This is a genomic window from Microbispora sp. NPDC046933, from assembly GCF_040644635.1.
In the GTDB taxonomy this organism is placed as follows: Bacteria; Actinomycetota; Actinomycetes; order Streptosporangiales; family Streptosporangiaceae; genus Microbispora.
Genome location: NZ_JBEYWW010000015.1, coordinates 97,523 through 116,627, shown reverse-complemented (window position 1 = coordinate 116,627; position 19,105 = coordinate 97,523). Strand labels below are relative to the sequence as shown.

Below are 19,105 nucleotides of genomic sequence, written 5' to 3'. Positions count from 1 at the left end.
CATCACGTACCCGCTGAGGAGGCGGCCGAACGCCGTCAGCCCAGCTTGTAGAGCGAGGAGCCGCCGCCGCCCGTGCCGCCGTCCGTGCCGCCGTACTCCGCGGCCTCGACCTGCGTGCCGTGCGCCTTCACCCATGCGGTGACGTCCGAGCTCGCGCCGCGGGAGGGTCCGAAGCCGCCGTCCCCGATCAGGATGTATTTCAGCTTCCCCTCGGCCACGTACCGCTGCAGCTTCTCGACCGTCATCGCCGGGTCGGATCCGGTGAACCCGCCCATCGCGATGACCGGCTCGCCGGTGGACAGAATGAGCGACGACGCGCTCTGCGCGCTGTCCACCGCCACGAGCCAGGTGGCGCTCCCCTTGTTCCGCTTCAGGAACGCCGCCATCGCCGTGTCCACCTGGCCGCCGGGCCCGCGCATGCCGCGTCCGTCCTGCCGGTTCCCCTCCTGGGTGTTCCCGCCGGGCGCCGCGCCCTCGGGAGTCGTCGCGCCACCCGGTCGCGTGCCCGCCGGCGGGTTCGTGCCGCCCATTCCGCCAGGTCCGCCAGGGCCGCCGGGTCCACCGGGGCCGCCGGGTCCGCCGAAGCCGCCCCGGCCGAACGGCCCTCCCATGCCCTGGGACGGCCCCGCCGTGGGGTTGGTGCCGTTCACCGCCGAGCCGAGCGGCGTCACCGCGTACGCCGCCGGACCGGCCAGCCCGGCCGCGACCGCCGCGGCCAGCGCCACCGCCGTGATCCGCGCGGCCGTCCGGCCCCCACGCCCGGCCGGGCCGCCACGCTCTGAGCCTGGTGCCGTGGCGGCGCGCGCCGTGACCGCCAGGGCGAGCACCGCGACCGCCGTGCCGCCCGCGACGGCCCAGGCGAGCCACGGCACGAACTCCGGCGTACGGCGAAGCACGGCGAACGACCAGGCCCCGGTCACGGCGACCGCGGCGGCCAGGACCAGCCGCCAGGCGGCCGAGGCGCGTGCCGCCCGCCACATCAGCACGCCGCCGATGCCGGTCAGCGCGGCGATCGCGGGGGCCATCGCGGTCGTGTAGTACGGGTGGAAGGTCCCGCTGGAGAAGCTGAACACGGCGTGGTGCACGACGAGCCAGCCGCCCCACACCAGCAGCGACGCGCGCACGGCGTCCCTCGCCGTCCCCTTCGACGGCTCGGCGGCCGGCCTGGCGACCAGGACGAGGCCGCAGACGAGGGCCACGGCGGCGAACGGGAGCAGCCAGGAGATCTGCCCGGCCATGACGTCGTTGAACAGCCTGCCCGCGCCGGACGCGCCACCGAAGCCCCCACCCGGGCCACCACCCATGCCGCCGCCGAAGGCGCGCGTCACGCCTTCCGGGGCGTCGGCGGGAAGCCTTCCCGGGCCGCCGCCGTTGCCCGCGCCGCCGAAGATCCGGCCCAGGCCGTTGTATCCGATCACCAGGTCCCAGACGGTGTTGTCCGTGCTGCCGCCGATGTACGGGCGCGAGGACGCGGGCCACCGGTCGACCACGACCATCCACCACGCACTGGTGACCACGAGGACCGCCCCGGCGGACAGCAAGCGCCCGATCCGGCGTACGAACGTCCCCGGCGCGGCGTAAAGATAGGTCAGCGCGAACGCCGGCAGCACGAGGTACGCCTGGAGCATCTTGGCGTTGAAGGCGAGGCCCACCAGCACGGCGGTGACCAGAAGCGTGCGCAGGCGCCCGGTGCGGATCGCCTCCAGACAGAACCATCCGGCCGCGACCAGCAGCAGCACCAGGACGGTGTCCGGGTTGTTGTCCCTGTTGATGGCCACGGTGATGGGGGTCAGCGTCATGACGAGCGCCGCCAGCAGGGCGGCGGCCCCGGCCGCACGGGCGTCGAGCCCGCCCAGCGCCCGCCGTACGGCGGAGTGGACCAGGGCGACCGACGCCACCCCGGCCGCCGCCTGCGGCAGCAGCATGCTCCACGTGCCGAACCCGAAGATCCGGGCCGACAGGCCCATCACCCACAGCGCGAAGGGCGGCTTGTCGACCGTGATGTACGACCCGGCGTCCAGCGCGCCGAAGAAGAACGCCTTCCAGCTCTTCGTGCCGGAGTAGATCGCGGCGGCGTAGTAGTCGTTGGCGTACCCGTTGCGGCCGAGCGCCCACGTGTAGAGCACGGCGGCCAGGACGAGGACGGCCCACTTCCCCCAGCGCAGGAGCGGGGTCACCCTGTCCGCCGGGGCCCGGCGGCTCATCGGGGTCACGGAGGCGAGGAGGGTCAACGGGAGTCCTTCCGGGGCGCGAAGACCCAGGATCGCAGGAGCAGGAAGCGCAGCAGGGTGGCGAGGCCGTTCGCCACGATGACGGCGGCGAGCTCGGCCGCGCGGGGCGCGCCGCCGGGGAGCACGGACAGACCGGCCGTGGTCAGCGCGAGCCCGGCGACGAAGGCGACGAGCCCGCCCAGGTGATGCCGCAGGGCCCCCGCCCTGCCCCGTACGCCGAACGTGAAGCGGCGGTTGGCCGCGGTGTTGGCGACGGCGGTGACGAACAGGGCGATCGCGTTGGCCGCCACGGGCGGCAGCACCGAGCGCAGCATCCAGAACAGCGCCAGGTGCGCCACCGTGCTGATCGCCCCGATCACCGCGAAGACGGGGATCTGCGTGCGCACCGACGTCCGGGACGGCGGCGCCGCAGGGGCCGCCAGGCTCCCCCGGGCGACCCGCCACATGCCCTTGAGGTCGTCCACGGCCGTCCTGACGATGTCCACCCGGCTGTCGGGGTCGTCCACCCAGTCGACCGGCACCTCGTGGATGCGCAGGCCGTGCTGCTCGGCCAGCAGCAGCAGCTCGGTGTCGAAGAACCACGCCTCGTCCTGCACGGCGGGCAGCAGGGCCTGCACGACCTCGGTGCGGGCCGCCTTGAACCCGCACTGCGCGTCGGAGAAGCGCGCCCCCATCAGCGAGCGCAGCAGCAGGTTGTACGACCTGGAGATGATCTCGCGCTTCGGGCCGCGCACCACGTTGGACCACGGGGACAGGCGGGTCCCGATCGCCAGGTCGCTGTGGCCGGTCATCAGCGGCGCCACCAGCGGGAGGAACGCGTCCAGGTCGGTCGACAGGTCCACGTCCATGTAGCCCACCACGTCGGCGTCGCTGGACTCCCACACCCGCCGCAGCGCCCGGCCCCGGCCCTTCTGGTCGAGGTGGACGGCCCGCACTCCCGGCAGCTCCCGGGCCAGCCGCTGGGCGATCGTCCACGTGCCGTCCGTGCTCGCGTTGTCGGCGATCGTGACGCGGAAGCCGTACGGGAAGTCGCCGCTCAGGTAGGCGTGCAGCCGCCCCACGCTCGCGGCCAGGACACGTTCCTCGTTGTAGACGGGGACGACGACCTCGACCAGGCGGGTCCTCCGGGACGCCCCCGCCGCCGGCCCGGAAACCATCGTTACGCTCATGCCGCCTCCTCGCCTGACGGCTCGGAGTCGCGTCGTGCCGGGGGCGCGCCGATGACGCCGGCGCGAATCGCGCTGTGCCCATCGATTCGCTCGCTTCGCTCGCTCATGCGCCCACGCTCGCGGGCCGGGATGGGACGCCTCTGAGGCGTTCATTAAGGCCGCATGAATTGCGCCTGCGGTAGGGGTTGACCGGGTAGCCGAGGCGGCCGACGCGCAGGGAGACCCGTGGTCGCAGCTCAAGGTGGAGTGCGCGGCCTTCGTCGCGGCCGGCACTGATCCTGACGTGCAGCGGATCACGCTGTGGTGGGCCTCCGTGGGCCGCTGCTGAAGGATGGTGCCCCAAGCCTGTTTGGTGAGTGAAGAGATCCCTTGATAACCCCGGTTATCAGGGTTCCGGGACAATGGCTCCCGCGTCACCGCTAAGGTGCTGATCACGCCGGATACAGGTGCGCCTGAGGGAGGAGGTGGTGGGGATGCACGAGGACGTCCGCTGGCCGATCTCCTATGCCGAGATCGCGGCGTTGGCGGAGGTGCGCCGCCCCGTGGCCACCACCTGGGCTCGTCGGCACACGGACTTCCCGAAGCCGATGCGGCACGAGGCCGGCCGGCCGATCTTCGACGGACGGGAGGTGGTCGACTGGCTGGTGGCCACCAACCATGGCAACGCCTCCCCCCGCAAGCTCCGGTCGGAACTGGCGCTGCACACACTGGCCGGATGGCGCGACCGTCTGCCCGCTCGCGTCCTGGTGAACGCGCTCACCGCACTCATCTGCCTGCGGCAGCAGCAGGACGCGCCGCTCTCCGGCTGCGGCTGGCCGTCTGTCCTGCGGCACGCCGCCCGCCTCGACGCCGAAGACATGTTCCTCCTCGCCGAGCTGCGCGCGCTCGCCGAACCGGGCGCGGGGGCCGACGCGGAAGGCGTCGGTGCGGCTCTGGCGGCACTCGCCGACGAACTGGTCGAGGCCGCCTACACGCCCGCCGAAGCCTTCGACTGGGTGCTGGACGCACGCCGCCGCCTGGGCGCCCACGAGTGGGTCGCCGACGAGCCCGCACCCGTGCTCACCCGCGCGCTCGCCCGGCTCTGCGGGATCGCCGAGATGGAAGACGGAGCGGTCCTCGCCACGCCGTACGCCCGCAGCGGCGATCTGCTGGCCGCCATGCACGCGCAGGCCGCCCCCGACGCCGGTCACACCTACCTCGCCTCCGACCCCGAACCGGACCTCGCCCGGCTGGTACGTCGCCGGATGCTCGTCCGCGAGGTCTATGAGTTCCAACTGGGCGTGACCGCTGGGCCGGAGCTCGCGCTCGACGACTGGGACGACCCCGACATCGTGCTCTGCGCACTGCCCTACGAGCCCTCCGAGACCCGCAGCCCCCTGGCCGTGCTCGAGCAGGTCCAGGCGCTCGCCGACCTGCTCGGCTCCGGCCGCGCCGCGGTCGTTATCGGCCCGGCCGACGCTCTGGTCCGCCCGCTGGCTCCGCAGAGCGACGCCGACCGGCTTCGCCGGTCTTTCCTCGCGGACGGCCTGCTCAAGGCGGCGGTCAGCCTCCCCGACGGCGCGTTTCGCTACCGCCCCGGCTACCGCACCGCCGTATGGGTGCTCTCTCGCACTCCGGAGAGCGAGCGGCACGGCCTGATCCTGCTCGCGGACCTCTCGGCCCAGCCGCTCGCCGAACAGACTCTCGACGCGCTCGTGGAAGACCTGCACATCTTCCGGGCGGCGAGCTGGCGGGAGGACCACCGGCACACCCCGCGGCATGCGGTGATCCTGCCTGCCAAGGTGCTCGACGACCGGCCCGGCGCCGCCTTCACCCCGCAGCACCGGCCGCACGAGAGCCGTTACACCCGTGCCGTCATGGAGCGGCCCGAGCGCGTTTCGCAATTGGAGATCCGGCTGAGTGAGCTGGCCGAGCAGCTCCGCCGTGATCTCGACGGCGAATCCGGGCTGCGCACGCACGCCGTCCTCCGATCGGAGGATCGGCCTGTACGGCGCACGACGGTCGGGCGCATGCTGCGCGAACGCCGTCTCCGCCGCCTGCCCGGCCACCGCATCAAGGCCGAGCACCTCATCTCCGAGGGCGGCTACGCCGTCCTCAGCTCCGCCGAGGTCCTCGGCGCCGCGCCCGCCGGCGGCCGGCGCATCGACCCCCTGTTGTTCACGGCTGCGTACGAGCATGCGAACCTCACCCGGCCCGGAGACGTCATCGTCACGACCAGCCCCGAGTTCGGGGCGTACGTCGATGAGGAAGGGCTCCGCGTCGTCGCCTACCCGGCGCGGATCCTGCGGGCTCGGCCCGAGGCCGAACGTCCGGTGCGTCCCCGGGTCCTGGCGGCGCTGCTGCGGGCCGCGGCCATGGAACACGGTCGCGCCAGAGGGGCCGTGCGGGCCTCCAGGCGGCTCGAAGACCTGCTCATCCCCGATCTCGCTGCGGACGAGGCAGAGCGATACGACGCTCTTCTCGCCGAGATCGGCCGGCGCGACGCGCTCCTTCGGGCGCAGATCGCCGCGCTGGACGATCTGAACCGGCTCACCGCCGCCGGCCTCGCCGACGGCACCCTCACGCTCCTGCCCACACCCCACGCTGTTTGAAGGAGAAGGCCGCCCCGATGCCCCCAGCGAAGAAATCCGCCGGCGCCCAGGCCGAGCTGTTCAACGCCTCCAGCACCAAGGAAATCCGCGACATCCTCTGGAAGACGGCCGACAGGCTCCGCGGCTCCCTGGACGCCGCCCAGTACAAGGAGTTCGTCCTCGGACTGATCTTCCTCAAGTACGTCTCCGACGCCTTCGAGGAGCGCCGCACCAAGCTGGCCAAGGAACTGGCCGAGGAGGGCATCGCCGAGGAGCGGCTCGAGGAGTTCCTGGAAGACAGGGACGAATACACCGGCCACAACGTCTTCTGGGTCCCGGAGGAGGCACGCTGGTCGTGGATCTCGGCGCACGCCAAGAGTCAGGCCGCGGGCCTTCTGCTGGACAACGCGATGGACGTGATCATGCGCGAGAACAGCGCGCTGACCGGCGTCCTGCCGAAGATCTTCAATCAGGACCGGGTGGATCAGAAGGTCCTTGCCGGGCTGGTGGACCTCATCAGCGACGCCCGCTTCTCGGGAAACGGCGACAAGCCGGCCCAGGACGTGCTCGGGGAGGTCTACGAGTACTTCCTCGGCAACTTCGCCCGAGCGGAGGGGAAGAAGGGGGGCGAGTTCTACACCCCGCGCTGCGTCGTCCAGCTGCTGGTCGAGGTGCTGGAGCCGTACAAGGACCGGGTTTACGACCCGTGCTGCGGCTCGGGCGGCATGTTCGTCCAGGCCAGCAAGTTCATCGAGGCCCACGCGGGCAACAAGTCGGACATCTCGGTCTTCGGCCAGGAGCTCAACGAGCGGACCTGGCGGCTGGCGAAGATGAACCTCGCCATCCACGGCATCGACGGCAACCTCGGCCCCCGCTGGGGCAACACCTTCGACGACGACAAGCACCCGGATCTCAAGGCGGACTTCATCCTCGCCAACCCGCCGTTCAACATCAAGGACTGGCCGCGCAACGAGAACGACCCCCGGTGGAAGTACGGCGTGCCGCCGAAGAACAACGCCAACTACGCCTGGCTGCAGCACATCATCGGCAAGCTGGGGGAGCGCGGCACGGCGGGCGTGGTCCTTTCCAACGGTTCCATGAGCTCCCAGCAGAACGGCGAGGACGAGATCCGGCAGGCTCTCGTCGAGGCGGACCTCGTGGCCTGCATGATCGCGTTGCCGTCGCAGCTCTTCCGCACCACGCAGATCCCGGCGTGCCTGTGGTTCCTCGCCAAGGACAAGACTCCGCAGGGCGGGAAGCGGCTGACGGACCGGCGCGGCGAGATCCTCTTCATCGACGCTCGCCGCATGGGCGAGATGGTGGACCGCACCGAGCGCGTCCTGACACCGGCCGACATCGCTGAGATCGCGAGCGCCTACCACGCGTGGCGTGGAACCGCCTCAGCGCGCGACGCCGGGCTCACATACGAGGACAAGCCGGGCTTCTGCTTCTCGGCGGATCTGGAAACGGTCCGCTCGCATGGCTACATCCTCACCCCAGGACGGTACGTCGGGGCCGTCGAGGCCGAGGAGGAGGACCCCGAGGCGGTCGCGGAGAAGATCGCCGCGCTGACGGAGGAGCTCTTCGAGCTCTTCGACAGGTCGGACGAACTGGCCAAGACGGTCCGCGAGCAACTCGGGAGGCTCGGATGAGCCGGCTGCGCGCCTTCACGCTGGGTGAGGTGACGCGGAACTTCGACGCCGTCCGCGTCCCCATCAAGTCCACAGACCGGATCCCGGGGCCGTACCCCTATTACGGGGCTTCCGGGATAGTCGACCAGGTCAATGAATATCTGTTCGACGGAGAATACCTCCTCGTCGCGGAGGACGGCGAAAACCTTCGAACGCGGAAAACTCCTGTCGCGTTCGTGGCGACCGGCAGGTTCTGGGTCAACAACCACGCTCACGTGGTCCAGGCGAACCAGTTCGCCAACACGCGCTACCTGGGGTACGCGCTGAACCAGGCGGACATCTCCGGGTATCTGTCGGGGTCCACGCAACCCAAGCTGACCCAGGCCGCGCTCAACTCCATCACCCTTCGGCTTCCGAGCAGAGCGGTGCAGGACGCGGTGGTCGCCGTACTGGTGGCCCTGGACGACAAGATCGCCCTCAACGAGCGCATCGCGGCCACCGGCGAGAAACTGGTGCTGGCCATGGCCTCCGGGAAGCAGTGGGCGTCCCGCGTCCGCCTCGACGAGATCGGCTCCCTTTCGAAGGAGCAGGTCTCGCCGGCGGAGATGGCCGACAGGCAGGTGGATCATTACAGTCTGCCCGCGTTCGACACCGGCAAGTCTCCGGAGCGCGTGGCCCCGGAAACCATCAAGAGCAACAAGTTCCTGATCAGCAGGCCCTCGGTACTGCTCTCGAAGCTGAATCCGGACATTCCGCGCGTCTGGGACGTGGAGCCTCAATCCGGGACTCCGGCACTGGCCTCGACCGAATTCCTGGTCCTGGTGCCACGTGCGGGCCTGACCCCCCACGAACTGTGGGCGGTCATCGCGCAGCAGGAATTCCTCGACACTCTTGCGTCGAAGGTGACAGGGACCTCGAAGAGCCATCAGCGGGTCCGGCCTGCCGAGGTTCTTTCCGCGGAGGTCGTGGATCCGCGCCAGTTCGGCGAAACGAGTCTGCGGATCCAGACCCTGGCCCGCTCCGTGGCCGCGATGCGCCAGGAATCCCGCGCGCTCGCCGCCCTGCGCGACACCCTCCTCCCCCAACTCATGTCCGGCCGGCTCCGCGTCAGGGACGCGGAGAAGATCGTCGAGGACGAAACGTGACCCCTCCCCCCGGGCACCCCCGCTTCCGTCCCCTGGAGATCGACTGGGAGCTTCTCGCTCTCGACGAACTCGCCAGGCTGAACTGGCTTCCCGCCAACGGCAACGAGCTCGCTCCCGGCTCCGATCAGCGCAAGTCCTGGGACGACCTCATCCTCTACGCCGACCTGCGCGAGGCGATCGAGCGCCTCAACCCCGAACTGCCCCCCGACGCCGTACGCAGGGCGGTGGAGGAGGCGGCGCGGGCGAGGTCGAGCGATGCCTACGAGGAGAACCGGACCGCGCACGGCCGTCTGACGGGCGGCATCCGTTCGGTGACCTACACCGACGAGTTCGGCGCCGAGCACAACCCGACGATCCGGCTGATCGACCTGGCGGATCCGACCGCGAACGTCTACCGGGCGGTCCGGCAGGTCACCGTCATCCAGAGCGAGAAGAACCGTCGCTTCGATCTCGTCCTCTACGTCAACGGCCTGCCCCTGGCGGTCCTCGAGATCAAGCGTGCCGGCGACGAGCACGCCACGCTGCAGGACGCGCACGCCCAGATCGGGTTGTACGTCGCGGAGTTCCCGACCGCCTTCCGCTACAACGCGGTCGTCCTGCTCTCCGACGGCGTCACCGCGAAGTACGGCACGCCGTTCACGCCCTTCGAGCACTTCGCGCCGTGGAACGTGGACGAGGCCGGGGAGCCGGTCGAGTCGCTGGACGGCGCGGGTCTGTCGGAGTCGGCGCAGAACCTCGCGCTGCACGGCCTGTTCACGCATGACCGCTTCCTCAAGCTGATCACCTCCTTCATCAACTTCGTTCCGTCGAAGAAGACCAAACGGATCGCCAAGCCGCACCAGTTCTTCGCCGTCAACCGGGCGGCGGAAGCCGTACGGGAAGCCGCGGCGACCGACGGCAGGGCCGGCGTGGTCTGGCACACGCAGGGCTCGGGCAAGTCCGAGGAGATGGTGCTGACCAGCAATCTGGTCATGCGCGACCCGGCCCTCCTCAACCCCACGATCATCGTCATCACCGACCGCAACGATCTCGACGACCAGCTCCACTCCACGTTCCTGGAGAGCGAGATCCTCCCCGAGAAGCCCCGGCAGATCCTCACGCGTGCCGAGTTGCGCGAGGAGCTGGCCGCCAAGCGGACCGGCGGCATCCTCTTCACGACGCTGCAGAAGTTCGGCCGGACCAAGGAGGAGAAGGAGTCGGGCACCGATCACCCGCTCCTGTCCGACCGGCGCAACATCGTCGTCGTGGTCGACGAGGCGCATCGAAGCCACTACGACACCCTTGACGGTTACGCCCGGCACCTGCGTGACGCCCTGCCGCACGCCACTCTGCTCGCCTTCACCGGCACCCCGATCTCCGCGGCCGACCGTGACACCCGGGCCGTTTTCGGAGACAGGGGCGCCCACGGCGGCTACATCGACGTCTACGACCTCAAGCGGGCCGCCGACGACGGCGCGACGGTGAAGGTCTACCACGAGAGCCGTGTCGTCGAGCTCGTCCTCGACGACAACGTCGACATCTCGAAGATCGACGAAGAGGCGGACCGGATCACCGAGGGCCTCGACGACACCGAGCGCCGCAGGATCGAGCAGGCCGTCGCCACCATGAACGCGATGTACGGCGCGCCGGCCCGCATCCGCGACCTCACCGACGACCTGGTCGCGCATTGGGAGGCCCGGCGCGAGCGGATGAAGCCGTTCGTCGGCGTCTCGGAGAAGGGCGGCGTGCCCGGCAAGGCGATGATCGTTTGTGCGACCCGGGAGATCTGCGTCCGCGTCTACGACGCACTGCGCGAACTGCGCCCGGAGTGGCACAGCGACGACCCCGCGAAGGGCGCGATGAAGATCGTGTTCTCGTCGAACTCCCGGAAGGATCCCCAGCGTCTGCGGGCCCACGCGCTGAGCGACTCCCAGCGCAAGGCCGTGATCAACCGTGCCAAGGACCCCGACGACGAGCTGGAGTTGCTCATCGTCAACAACATGCTGCTGACCGGCTTCGACGCGCCGCCGATCCACACGATGTACCTGGACCGGCCGCTTCGGGGCGCCACCCTCATGCAGGCGCTGGCGCGCGTCAACCGTCGTTTCCGCGGCAAGGAGGACGGGCTGCTGGTCGGTTATGCCCCGCTCACCGAGAACCTCCAGAAGGCGATCGCCGAGTACTCGGCGGCCGACCGCCAGGACCAGACGCTGGGTCAGGACATCGACCGGGCCCTGGACGAGCTGCGTAACGAGTTCGACATCATCGAGGGGATCCTGCGCGGCTTCGACTGGCGTGGCCTGCTGGCCCGGCCCAGCCGTACCTCCTTCGTCGACGCGGCGCTGCGCACCGCGAACCACCTGCGGGATACGAGGACCCCTGGCAACAACCCGGAGAAGCTCGACGATCCCAGCAGGACCCTCGGCCGCCGTTTCCGGGAACACGCGCACCTGTTGGAACGCTTCTACGCGCTCACCGCGTCTTCGGCCACCATCGGCGAGCGGTTTCCCGACCACCCGAAGACGTGGCGGCGGGACATCCAGTTCTTCGTCGAGGTCCGTGTCTACATGGCGAAGCTGGACGCAATGGACCGCGAGGCGAGGGGCCTGCCCGGCACCACCCGCGAGATCGAGCTGTATCTCGAGCAGCTGACGTCCACGGTCGTGGAGACGAGCGGGGTCACCGACCTGTTCGCCGAAGCGGGTCTGGAGACCGCCGACCTGACGCACCTCAACGACGCGTTGATAGCCAAGCTGACCGACAGCGAAACGCCCCACCTGGCCGCCGAGGCGCTGCGCCGGCTCATCGAGCGCAAGATGCGCGAGGTCACCCGGCACAACATCGTGCGGCGGACGACGTTCTCCGAGCGTCTGCAGGACCTCATGATCAGGTACATGCGCGAGCAGCTGACCAGCGCCGAGACCATCGCGAAGCTGGTCGAGCTGGCCAAGGAGATCGCGAACGACCCCAAGCGCGGCGAGCGGTTCACGCCGCCCCTGGACTGGCAGGAGCTCGCGTTCTACGACGCGGTCGCCGACCACGGCACGGCACGCGAGGTGATGGGAGACGAGGTTCTCGCAGGCATCGCCCGTGACCTGGTCGTCCAGGTGCGGAAGAACCTCAAAAAGGACTGGATCTCCCGCGAGCCCGTCCGCGCCCGGCTGCGCGCCACCATCAAGCGCCTTCTGGCCCGCTGCGACTACCCGTCGGATCAGGAGGTCAAAGCCATCGAGCTGGTCCTCCGGCAAATGGAGCACTTCGCCGACGTGTGGTCCAAGGACGGCACGGTCGACTGACAGAACCGTCCGAGTCCGCAGCGAACCGTTCTTCCTCGGCTCGTGCCGCGGGCCGACCGTTTGCGAATTCCGTGAGGTGCCATGGCTCACGACACCCGCCGAGTCCAGACCCCCCTGGGGGCGAGGTGACGGCCTGAGGGCTGGGCCCGCCGGTCAGACGATCGGGGGGCGACCCGCGAGGGTGAGCCGTGCCACGGTCGCCCACGACATGGGTCGGCGCTGCCCGTGCCCGCCCTTCAGGCCCTCGCGAAGCCCCCTGAACCACACAGCGAGGTTCGCACGGGAGCGAATCCGGACGGCGCTGACCACGCTCCAGACGGCCAGGTAGACAGGGATGAGCGGGGCGGGGAGCCTCCGGTAGGCGAGCCACACCCGGTTGCGCGCGACGAGACGGTAGAAGGGGGCGTGCCTCGCCGGGTCGGTGGCGGGGTGGTGGATGACGACGTCCGGCGCGTAGTAGCCGGTGCGTCCGAGATCCCACAGCCTCCAGCTCAGGTCGACGCCCTCGTGGAAGAGGAAGAAGTGGCCTGGCCAGCCCCCGGCGGCTTCGTAGTCGGCGCGGCGGAGAAGGACGACGCCTTCGGCCATGACGGTGATGGTGCCCGGCCGCGTGGCCGTGCCGGCGCGCAGGCGCGGCACCCAGCGGCGCAGCGTGACCCCGCTGCGGGGGTCGGCGATGCGCGGCTGGACGTAGGCGGCCCCGGGGTGGCGGCGGGCGACGGCGATGAGCCGGGCGAGGGTGTCGGGGGCGGGCAGGACGGCGTCGTTGTCGAGGAAGAACACGAACTCTCCGGCGTCCGGCCCGGCGAGGGCGTCGGCGCCGGCGTTCCGCCCGGCGGGGATGCCCTCGTTGACCGGCAGGACCACCGTGCGGGCCCCGGCGGGCACGTGGTCGGGTTCGACGCCGTTGCCGACGATGACCACACGCAGGTCGACGTCCCGCTGGGCCAGGAGGGATTCCATCGCCCGTTCGAACGGCTCGGGCCGGTCGTTCATGGTGAGCACCACCACGTCGACGGTGGCCTTCGGGCTGGTCATCGTGTCTCCCTGATGCGTGTGGCACCGGCCGTGTCACCTAGCGGGGTCTCGTCACGCGCCGTTCCCGGCGTGTTAACCCACCACCCTAGTGGTCGTCACCTCCGGATTCGGGCCGATCGCGGACGCCCGGGCGTGCTCGGCCGGACCTCGGCGTCCAAGCGTCCGAGCGTGCCCAGGCAGGTCAGGCGGCGGGCGGGCCGCCGGGGAGTTCGACCGTGGCGAGAGTCCCGCCGCCGGGCGCGTTCTCGATCGCGACCCGTCCCCCGGCGTCCCGTACGGCCTGTGCCACGATCGACAGGCCGAGGCCGGAGCCGGGCAGGCTGCGCGCCGACGGCGAGCGCCAGAACCGCTCGAAGACGTGCGGCAGCTCGTCCCCGGGGATGCCGGGGCCCTCGTCGCGCACGGTCAGCACGCCGCCCTTGAGCCGCACGGTCACCAGGCCGCCGGGCGGGCTGAACTTCACGGCGTTGTCCAGCACGTTCACCGCGGCCCGCTGCAGGCCCCGGGCGTCCCCGTGGACCTGCCACGGCTCCAGGTCCACGTCGAAGCGCAGCCCGGGGCCGCGCCGCCTGGCCCGCTCGACCGCCGACGCCACCACCTCGTGCAGGTCGATGTCGGACGACAGCTCGCCGCTCTCCGCCTTCCTCGACAGCTCCAGCAGGTCGCCGATGAGGCTCGACATCTCCTCGAACTGCTCCTTGACGTTCGCCAGCAGCCGCCGCTTGGCCGAGGGCTCGATGGCGCGGCCGGTGTTCTCGCTGCGCAGCAGCAGGTCGATGTTGGTGCGCAGGCTGGTCAGCGGGGTGCGCAGCTCGTGCCCGGCGTCGGCCACGAGCCGCCGCTGGCGTTCCTGCGAGCTGGACAGGGCGGCGGTCATCGTGTTGAACGACCGGCTGAGGCGGGCGATCTCGTCCTCCCCCTCGACCGGGATCGTCACGCTCAGGTCCTCCGTCCTGGCCACGTGCTCGACCGCGCGGGTCAGCCGCTCCACCGGGCGCAACGCCGTACGGGCCAGCCAGAGGCCGGCCACGGCGGCGCCGAGCACGCCGAGCACGCTGACAGAGCCGAAGACGAGGGCGAGAATGCGGAGCGTCTGGTCCATCTCGCCGGTGGAGCGGAACACGCTGACCGTCACCGGGCCCTGCGGCAGGGGCGGCTCCGCGAACTGCGGGGCGTCGCCCGGCGGGCCGCCGAGACGCGGCTCATACCTGAAGGTGTAGACGAGCACGGAGGTGCCGTCGGTGGTCACCGCGTCGCGCAGCACGGGCGTGCCGCCGGAGACGGCCATCGCCCGCTCCCGCGCGGTCGGCGTCACCTGTGCGGATCCGGACGCGACGCACACCGAGCCGTCCGCCAGGACGACCTGCCAGCTGCGTCCGGAGGGGTCCCAGTCGGGCCGCGGGTGGCCCTCCCTGCGCCCCTGACCGGCGCAGTCCCGCAGCGCGAACCCGACCTGTTGCGCCGGCGGCTGCAGGTGCGTGATCGAGCCGACGATCTGGCCGCGCATCTCGCCGCGGACGAGCAGCCAGCACACCGCCGCCGCCACCGCGACGGCCAGGGCGACCGCCGCCGCGATCAGCAGAGTGAGCCGGGAGCGCAGGGATCGGCGCCTCACGGGGACGACCGCAGCACGTAGCCAACGCCGCGCACGGTATGGATCAGGCGGGGCAGCCCGCCCGCCTCGGTCTTGCGCCGCAGGTACATGACGTACACGTCGAGCGAGTTCGACGACGGCTCGAAGTCGAAGCCCCACACCTCTCGCAGGATCTGCTCTCGGGTGAGCACCTGACGGGGGTGGGTGAGGAACAGTTCGAGCAGCAGGTGCTCGGTGCGGGTGAGGTCGAGCCTGCGGCCGGCCCGGGTGACCTCCCAGCTCACGGTGTCCATGCGCAGGTCGCCGAAGGCGAGGACGTCGCCGCCGCCGTCGTTCTGCGTGTACTGCCCGCCGCGCCGCAGCAGCGCCCGCACCCGGGCGAGCAGCTCGTCGAGTTCGAACGGCTTGACCAGGTAGTCGTCCGCTCCGGCGTCCAATCCGGAGACGCGGTCGCCGACGGCGTCGCGGGCGGTGAGCATGAGGACGGGGATCCGGCTGCCGGCCGCGCGCAGCCGGCGGCAGGCCGTCAGCCCGTCGAGCCGGGGCATCATGACGTCGAGGAGGACCGCGTCGTACGTCCCCCCGTTCTGCGCGGCGCGGTCGAGGAGGTCGAGCGCGGTCAGCCCGTCGGCGGCGGTCTCGACCACGTAGCCCTCGAACTCCAGGCTGCTGCGCAACGCCTCCCTCAGGGCGGGCTCGTCGTCCACCACCAGCAGTTTCGCCGCTTCCTCACGCACCGGCACAAGCTACCCGAGGGTCATGAGAATCGGGTTAACAGCGCCATCGCGGCATTGTGCCCGGGGATGCCGCTGACGCCGCCGCCGCGCCGGGCGCCCGCGCCGCACAGCAGCACCCGCTCGTGCGCGGTCTCGACACCCCACTGAGCAGGCCGAGCGCCGTGGTCGCCCTCCTCGCCGTACGGCCAGGACAGGTCGTGGTGGAAGATGTGGCCGCCGGGCAGGCCCGCGTCCCGCTCCAGGTCGAGCGGGGTCTTGACCTCCAGGCAGGGCTCGCCCGAGGGCGCGCGCAGCAGGCAGTCCTCGACGGGCTCGGCGAGCACGGAGTCGATCGAGGCGAGCGTGCGGGCCAGCGCCTCCCGCTTGGCCGCCGGGTCGGCGAACAGGCGCGCCGGCATGTGCAGGCCGAACAGCGTCATCGTGTGCGCCCCCGCCTCCCGCAGCTCCGGGCCGAGGATCGAGGGGTCGGTGAGCGAGTGGCAGTAGACCTCGGCGGGCGGCAGGTCCGGCACCTTCCCCGCCGCCGCCTGCGCGTACGCCGCCGCGAGCTGGTCGCGGCTCTCGTTGATGTGGAAGGTGCCGCTGAACGCCTCGGCGGGATCCACGGCGGGGTCCCGCAGCCGGGGCAGCCGCGACAGCACCATGTTGATCTTGAGCTGGGCGCCCTCGGGCTGCTCGGGCGTCTCCCCGAGCAGCCGGGCGAGCACGGCGGGCGGCAGGTTGGCCAGCACCTTCCCCGCGGTCACCGCGTGCTCCGCACCGTCGTGGAAGGTGACCTCCCCGGTGCCGGGGTCGATCGCCAGCACCTCGGCCCCGGTGCGGATCTCGGCGCCGTGCCGCCGGGCGACCTCGGCGAGCTCGGCGGTCACCGCGCCCATGCCGCCGACCGGCACGTTCCAGTCGCCCGTGCCGTCGCCGATCACGTGGTAGAGGAAGCACCGGTTGGCCAGCAGGTCGGTGGCCGGATCGGCGAAGGTGCCGATCAGGGCGTCGGTGAGGACGACCCCGCGCACCGTGTCGTCGGCGAACCGCTCGTCCACGACCTGGCCGATGGGCCGTTCGAACAGGTCGCGCCACGCCTCGTCGTCCCCCACGACCTCCCGCAGGGCCGTACGGTCGCGCAGCGGTTCGAGCAGCGTCGGCGCGACCCGCCGGGCCACGTGGGCGGTCATCCCGTAGAACCGCTCCCAGGCCGCCAGGTCGTGCCGTCCCCCGGTCACGGCCTCGAAGGAGGCGGCGGTGCGCGCGGCGTCCTCGTTGTCCACGAGCAGGCCGGTGTCGCCGGCCGGGGTGTAGGAGGCGAAGCGGCGGCGGCGCAGGTCGAGGCGCAGCCCGAGATCTTTCACGATCTTCGTGGGCAGCAGGCTCACGAGGTAGGAGTAGCGCGAAAGCCGCGCGTCCACGCCGGGGAACGCACGGGCCGACACGGCGAGGCCGCCCACGTGGCCAAGGCGCTCCAGGACCAGCACGCTGCGCCCGGCCCGGGCGAGATAGGCCGCGGCGACGAGGCCGTTGTGCCCGGCGCCGGCGATGACGACGTCGTAGTGCGAGCGTGGCATGGAGCGTTCTCCCGGGTCGTACGTGGCTCGGTGTCTGTGGCTCGGTGTCTGTGGCTCGGTGTCTGGGGCTCGATGTCTGGGGCTCGATGTCTGTGGCGGGCCGCCAGGCTGTCCACGGGCCGGATTCGGCGCGTGTGGGCGGGCGTGGGAGGGTCTCGGAGGGGGTGACGGGAGGATGCGGCGTCGGACGGGCCTGGGCGGACGCCCGCAACTTATCGCAAGGTCCCCCGCAAGACCCGGGCAGAATATGCCGAAGCGGACAATCTTCCGCCAACGAAAGAACCCCAAACGGGAAACAGGAGAGACATGCGCGTTTCCGATGAGGTCGCCGAGGCGCTGGCCGCCGGCCGTCCGGTCGTCGCCCTGGAGTCCACCATCATCTCCCACGGGCTTCCCCAGCCCCGCAACCTCCAGGTCGCCCTCGAACTGGAGGACCTCGTCCGGCAGGCGGGAGCCGTGCCGGCGACGGTCGCGGTGCTGGACGGTGTCCCCCGGGTCGGCCTGGACAAGGACGGGCTGGAGCGGATCGCGACCGAGCCGGGCCTGCGCAAGCTCGGCTTCCGCGACCTCGCCCCGGCCGCCGCGCTCGGGCTGAGCGGCGCCACCACCGTGTCGGGCACCTCGTTCCTTGCCGCCAGGGCGGGCGTGCGGGTGTTCGCCACCGGGGGTCTCGGCGGCGTCCACCGCGGCTGGACCACGGTGCAGGACGAGTCGGCCGACATCGACACGCTGAGCCGCACCAGGATCACGGTCGTGTGCGCCGGGGTGAAGTCGATCCTCGACGTGCCCGCGACGCTCCAGCGGCTGGAGACCAAGCAGGTCACCGTCGTGGGCTACCGGACCGACGAGTTCCCCGGCTTCTACCTGCACAGCTCCGGAGAGCCGGTGGACTGGCGCATCGAGACGCCTCAGGACGCCGCCGGGATCATGCGGGCCCAGGACGCGCTCGCCGGGCTGGAGACCGCGCTGATCGTGGCCAACCCGGTGCCCGCCGACCTCCAGCTCGACCCGGACCTGCACGACCGGGTGCTCGCCGAGGGCCTGCGCGCCGCCGAGGAGCGCGGGGTCACCGGGCAGGCCATCACCCCGTTCCTGCTGGAATACCTGGTCGAGGGCACGGGCGGCGCGTCGCTGGAGGCCAACCTCGCGGCCGTACGCGGCAACACCCGCCTGGCCGGGGAGATCGCGGCCGCCTGGGCGGCCGGGTGAGCGGTCTGCTGGTGATCGGCGACGTGGTCACCGACGTCGTCGCGCTGCACGACGGCCCCGCGGCCACCGGCACCGACACGCCCGCCGACATCGCGTTGCGCCCGGGCGGCTCGGGGGCGAACACCGCCTCCTGGGCCGCCCGGCTCGGCGCCGACACCCGCCTGCTGGCGCGGGCCGGGTACGACACAGGTGAATGGCACGCGGCCGAGCTGGCCAAGGCCGGGGTCCGGCCGCACCTGCGGATCGACCCGGAGCGGCCCTCGGCCGTCGTGATCGCGATGGTCGACTCCACCGGGGAGCGGTCCATGCTCACCAACCGCGGGGCGAGCGGCCGCATCGGGGTCGGCGACTGGACGCCCGACCTCCTGGACGGGGTCGGGCATCTGCACCTGTCGGCGTACACGATGTTCGCCGAGCCGGGCCTGGAGCTTGCGCGGCTGGCCATGCGCGAGGCCGCCGGGCGCGGGATTCCCGTCAGCGTCGATCCGGCCTCCTGCGGGCCCCTGCGCGCGTTCGGCCCCGAGCGGTTCCTCCGCGAGACGGCCCCGGCCGGCGTCGTGATCCCCAACCTGGAGGAGGCACTGCTGCTCGCGGACGCCGCGGATCCCGAGACGGCGGCCCGCACGCTCAGCGCCCACTACGGCACGGCGGTGGTCAAGCTGGGGGCCGGCGGTGCCCTGCTGGCCCGCGATGGCCGTATAGTCGCCAGAGCGGCCGCGCCCTCGGCGGAGGTGGTCGACTCGACGGGCGCGGGAGACGCGTTCGCCGCGGGCTTCCTGGTCGCCTCGATGGCCGGCGGCACACCCGAGGAAGCCCTACGCAAGGGATGTGAGGCGGGTGCGGCGGCGGTCGCCCAGGTCGGCGGCAGACCGAATTCTGGGAACTTTACCCTATTGACACCAATTGCTGGTTTGCAGCGTAAGCTGCACCATTAGCAACATGCGTCA

The 19,105-nt window shown here is 71.4% G+C and carries 12 protein-coding genes; 6 read left to right on the top strand and 6 right to left on the bottom strand.

The features are described from left to right. Window positions 1–35 precede the first annotated feature (35 nt). Both ABZ857_RS21375 and ABZ857_RS21370 read right to left on the bottom strand, forming a co-directional pair. Window positions 36–2,231, bottom strand: a complete 2,196-nt coding sequence (locus ABZ857_RS21375; RefSeq protein ID WP_357045418.1) for a glycosyltransferase family 39 protein — start codon at window positions 2,229–2,231, stop codon at window positions 36–38. Then, window positions 2,228–3,400, bottom strand: a complete 1,173-nt coding sequence (locus ABZ857_RS21370) for a bifunctional glycosyltransferase family 2/GtrA family protein (RefSeq protein ID WP_357045416.1) — start codon at window positions 3,398–3,400, stop codon at window positions 2,228–2,230. Before ABZ857_RS21370 ends, ABZ857_RS21375 begins: the two co-directional genes overlap by 4 nt. A gap of 473 nt (window positions 3,401–3,873) precedes the next feature. Here ABZ857_RS21370 and ABZ857_RS21365 point away from each other — a divergent pair, with 473 nt between their 5' ends. From ABZ857_RS21365 to ABZ857_RS21350, 4 genes are read left to right on the top strand one after another with little or no spacing between them, the layout of a single operon-like run. After that, the gene (locus tag ABZ857_RS21365; RefSeq protein ID WP_357045414.1) at window positions 3,874–5,991 is read left to right on the top strand and encodes a hypothetical protein; all 2,118 of its coding nucleotides are present in this window, start codon (window positions 3,874–3,876) and stop codon (window positions 5,989–5,991) included. A gap of 17 nt (window positions 5,992–6,008) precedes the next feature. Continuing rightward, window positions 6,009–7,622 (top strand): class I SAM-dependent DNA methyltransferase, encoded by a 1,614-nt coding sequence (locus tag ABZ857_RS21360; RefSeq protein WP_357045412.1) that lies wholly within the window; start codon window positions 6,009–6,011, stop codon window positions 7,620–7,622. Continuing rightward, window positions 7,619–8,746: a restriction endonuclease subunit S gene (locus tag ABZ857_RS21355; protein WP_357045410.1), complete on the top strand. Its 1,128-nt coding sequence runs from the start codon at window positions 7,619–7,621 to the stop codon at window positions 8,744–8,746. The genes ABZ857_RS21360 and ABZ857_RS21355 overlap by 4 nt, the downstream gene beginning before the upstream one ends. Beyond that, window positions 8,743–12,021: a type I restriction endonuclease subunit R gene (locus ABZ857_RS21350; protein WP_357045408.1), complete on the top strand. Its 3,279-nt coding sequence runs from the start codon at window positions 8,743–8,745 to the stop codon at window positions 12,019–12,021. The genes ABZ857_RS21355 and ABZ857_RS21350 overlap by 4 nt, the downstream gene beginning before the upstream one ends. 153 nt (window positions 12,022–12,174) lie before the next feature. Here ABZ857_RS21350 and ABZ857_RS21345 read toward each other — a convergent pair whose 3' ends face one another. The 4 genes from ABZ857_RS21345 to ABZ857_RS21330 all read right to left on the bottom strand — a co-directional run bounded on the left by ABZ857_RS21345 (window position 12,175) and on the right by ABZ857_RS21330 (window position 16,949). Then, on the bottom strand, window positions 12,175–13,059 hold the full coding sequence (locus ABZ857_RS21345; RefSeq protein ID WP_357045406.1) for a glycosyltransferase: 885 nt from the start codon (window positions 13,057–13,059) through the stop codon (window positions 12,175–12,177). Between the two features lie 181 nt (window positions 13,060–13,240). Continuing rightward, window positions 13,241–14,674 (bottom strand): HAMP domain-containing sensor histidine kinase, encoded by a 1,434-nt coding sequence (locus ABZ857_RS21340; protein WP_357045404.1) that lies wholly within the window; start codon window positions 14,672–14,674, stop codon window positions 13,241–13,243. Then, entirely contained in the window at window positions 14,671–15,390 is a 720-nt protein-coding gene (locus ABZ857_RS21335) for a response regulator transcription factor (protein ID WP_357045402.1), read from the bottom strand. Before ABZ857_RS21335 ends, ABZ857_RS21340 begins: the two co-directional genes overlap by 4 nt. Before the next feature lie 20 nt (window positions 15,391–15,410). Then, window positions 15,411–16,949 (bottom strand): NAD(P)/FAD-dependent oxidoreductase, encoded by a 1,539-nt coding sequence (locus ABZ857_RS21330; RefSeq protein ID WP_357045400.1) that lies wholly within the window; start codon window positions 16,947–16,949, stop codon window positions 15,411–15,413. Window positions 16,950–17,255: 306 nt separating this feature from the next. Here ABZ857_RS21330 and ABZ857_RS21325 point away from each other — a divergent pair, with 306 nt between their 5' ends. Together ABZ857_RS21325 and ABZ857_RS21320 are read left to right on the top strand one after the other, a co-directional pair. Beyond that, entirely contained in the window at window positions 17,256–18,158 is a 903-nt protein-coding gene (locus ABZ857_RS21325; protein WP_357045398.1) for a pseudouridine-5'-phosphate glycosidase, read from the top strand. Continuing rightward, entirely contained in the window at window positions 18,155–19,093 is a 939-nt protein-coding gene (locus ABZ857_RS21320) for a sugar kinase (RefSeq protein ID WP_357045396.1), read from the top strand. The genes ABZ857_RS21325 and ABZ857_RS21320 overlap by 4 nt, the downstream gene beginning before the upstream one ends. Window positions 19,094–19,105 lie beyond the last annotated feature (12 nt).

Coding starts and splice junctions, on each gene's coding strand:
- ABZ857_RS21370 (WP_357045416.1), bottom strand. CDS start 3,400: ATGAGCGTAACGATGGTTTCCGGGCCGGCGGCGGGGGCGTCCCGGAGG.
- ABZ857_RS21365 (WP_357045414.1), top strand. CDS start 3,874: ATGCACGAGGACGTCCGCTGGCCGATCTCCTATGCCGAGATCGCGGCG.
- ABZ857_RS21360 (WP_357045412.1), top strand. CDS start 6,009: ATGCCCCCAGCGAAGAAATCCGCCGGCGCCCAGGCCGAGCTGTTCAAC.
- ABZ857_RS21355 (WP_357045410.1), top strand. CDS start 7,619: ATGAGCCGGCTGCGCGCCTTCACGCTGGGTGAGGTGACGCGGAACTTC.
- ABZ857_RS21345 (WP_357045406.1), bottom strand. CDS start 13,059: ATGACCAGCCCGAAGGCCACCGTCGACGTGGTGGTGCTCACCATGAAC.
- ABZ857_RS21330 (WP_357045400.1), bottom strand. CDS start 16,949: ATGCCACGCTCGCACTACGACGTCGTCATCGCCGGCGCCGGGCACAAC.
- ABZ857_RS21325 (WP_357045398.1), top strand. CDS start 17,256: ATGCGCGTTTCCGATGAGGTCGCCGAGGCGCTGGCCGCCGGCCGTCCG.